The sequence below is a fragment of the Streptococcus mitis genome (assembly GCF_009496205.1).
GTDB classification, from domain to species: Bacteria; Bacillota; Bacilli; order Lactobacillales; family Streptococcaceae; genus Streptococcus; species Streptococcus mitis_BN.
On record NZ_WIJO01000099.1, the window covers coordinates 1 to 2342 of the forward strand.

Genomic DNA, 2342 nt, shown 5'->3' on the forward strand with positions numbered 1-2342 from the left:
AAGCGTCAAGTGAGAATTGACATAGGGTTGGTACTTATGGCCAATAACCTCCTCAAATACAATAAGAGAACGACTCAAAATTAAAAAGCTAGAGTTCCGCAATTGGAAATCTCTAGCTTTTTTGTGGTCGAGAACTATTTTGTCTTAGGTTCTTTATAAATATGAATTATCTTTGTTTTGCTAATCTTAACTAATTGCTGGGCGGTTACGATTTATTTATTGTTTTTAAAAATGCCCAGTTACCAATTGATCTTGAACCGTATTCTATCTCCATAAAGTCTAGTAGGACATAATCGTTTTTTTCGTAGAATGAGGCATTTCTAGCTGTGCTGGTAATGAAACCTAAGTGTTTACAGCCTTTTGATTTGACATAGGGTTCAATCCCTTGTGTCAGAAAAGTACTGCCTATTCCCTGTCCCTTACTTGCTGTATTGACAGCTAAAGCCATCAAATACCAATCAAACTCTCCTGCTTGTTCTAAGTGCTTTTTGGAACGTTTTACAAAGTCAAAGTATTTAAAAAGATTTCGTGGTCGAATGTAGCGAAAAATGTTTGTCCCACCATTTCGTAGATAGGATAGTATACAGAAATCCTTTTGTTGCAAAAGGGCAACTGCAAGTAATTCTCCATCTTGTTCCGCAACTAAACAGTTTCCTTTTTTAATATAGACTCTAGTAAGCAGAATTTGCAATGTTTCTACAAAAGCAGGATAGGAGTCAGGTTTCTTTAAATCATCAGTTATAATCGTTAAAAAGGGATAGTCAAGAAAAGACTTGGCCAATAATTTTCCAATTTTTTCGCTTTCTTCAATTCTTACCTCTCTATATATGATGCCTCCCATGTTTGTCTCCTTAATTATCTATAAAATCTTGTATGATAAGATTTCAAGATAAAAAATTGGAGATGATCCAAAAAGCAAGTTAGAACCTCGTTTTCTACTATAAGGTCCAAAAAGCTTTTTAAACTCTCCAATTTTTTATTTGGTTGGAATCGAAATTCCAATTAATTTTTCTGAATAGAGGGTTTTGATATTGGCTTCATCAATAGAGTCCTTATCAATTTTACGTTTCAAGAAAAATTCTTGAATAGCTTCGATTTCAGGTTCGCGGATAGCGCGGTGTTTGTTTGAGATGAGGATTTCATAGTGAAGCGGAGCTTGGGTAAAAATAACATCTGTATTACCTGCAGAATAAACCTCAACAAGGGTTGCATCTGTACTTTCTAGCTGGCTTTTTACAAGTTGCGAGTGTGAGTTTGTCGTATTGATAAGCTTCATAACATTTCCTCCGATTTTCTAATTCTATTATAGCACTTTTTAAATAAAGTAGCTTGATTTAGTCAATCTTATGCTGTTTTTTCCAAGATTGGATGGCCCATTTATGGCTACCACGTTTGAGATTTTCAATAGCCTCGTCAATAGGGAACCAGGCAATATGATTAAAGTCTTCTAGTGGCTTTTGCACTTCTTTGAAAGAAGTCGCTTCATAGAGGTAGGCAGGGTTGTAGTAGTAGGTGTCACGATGACGAGAGTAGAAATATTCGTCAGCTTGTCCGTAATAGGCACCAATTTCAGCTGTGAAGCCAAGCTCTTCAATCAATTCACGTTTTAGGGCTTCTTGATGATTTTCACCTGCTTCAATTTCACCACCAGGTAAGAACCAAGCGCCATTAGGTGCTTGAACAAGAACAATTTGTTTTTGTTCAGCATCAGGGATAACTGCATATACGCCATAGCGTGAAACGTAGTCTGTATTTGTTTTCTTTTCTCCGAAAGTTGGGTTTGCCATTGCATTTTCCTCATTATCTATTATCTTTATTATTATCTTAATGGACAAAGGCCGAGCTGTCAAGAACTTATAGTTATTTTAGTAAAAAGAGTCTGGGACAATAGTCCCTTATCTCCAAAAAAACAACGGCAAATCCGTTGTTTCAGATTGAAGACAAACATCGTTTTAATGTTTGTCTTTTTGGCTCTATAATATTTGTAGTGGGTAAATCCCCTATGGATATTATGGAGCCTATTTTATTGTAGAAAAAAAGTCCCATAATATCTATAATGAAAAGCGACCAAACCATCATTAGAAAAATTCATATGGAACAATTACATTTTATCACAAAACTACTCGATATCAAAGACCCAAATATCCAAATTATAGATATCATCAATAGGGATACCCACAAAGAAATCATCGCTAGACTGGATTATGAGGCCCCTTCTTGTCCTGATTGTGGAAGTCAAATGAAGAAATATGACTTTCAAAAACCGTCTAAGATCCCTTACCTCGAAACAACTGGTATGCCTACTAGAATTCTCCTTAAAAAACGCCGTTTTAAGTGCTATC

Annotated in this window: 4 protein-coding genes; 1 reads left to right on the forward strand and 3 read right to left on the reverse strand. The window is 35.6% G+C overall.

All coding sequences use genetic code 11. From position 1 onward, the window contains the following. Positions 1-205 precede the first annotated feature (205 nt). From GEZ85_RS10025 to GEZ85_RS10035, 3 genes are all read right to left on the reverse strand, one after another. Positions 206-841, reverse strand: coding sequence for a GNAT family N-acetyltransferase (locus tag GEZ85_RS10025; RefSeq protein ID WP_153210203.1), 636 nt, complete (start codon positions 839-841; stop codon positions 206-208). Between the two features lie 135 nt (positions 842-976). Then, complete coding sequence (locus tag GEZ85_RS10030) at positions 977-1276, reverse strand: DUF1827 family protein (RefSeq protein WP_000767189.1); 300 nt, start codon at positions 1274-1276, stop codon at positions 977-979. A 58-nt stretch (positions 1277-1334) separates the two neighbouring features. Beyond that, positions 1335-1787, reverse strand: a complete 453-nt coding sequence (locus tag GEZ85_RS10035; RefSeq protein WP_153210204.1) for an NUDIX hydrolase — start codon at positions 1785-1787, stop codon at positions 1335-1337. Positions 1788-2092: 305 nt separating this feature from the next. Here GEZ85_RS10035 and GEZ85_RS10040 point away from each other — a divergent pair. Beyond that, positions 2093-2342: transposase family protein (locus GEZ85_RS10040; RefSeq protein ID WP_194251554.1), on the forward strand; the 250-nt coding region annotated here is incomplete at its 3' end.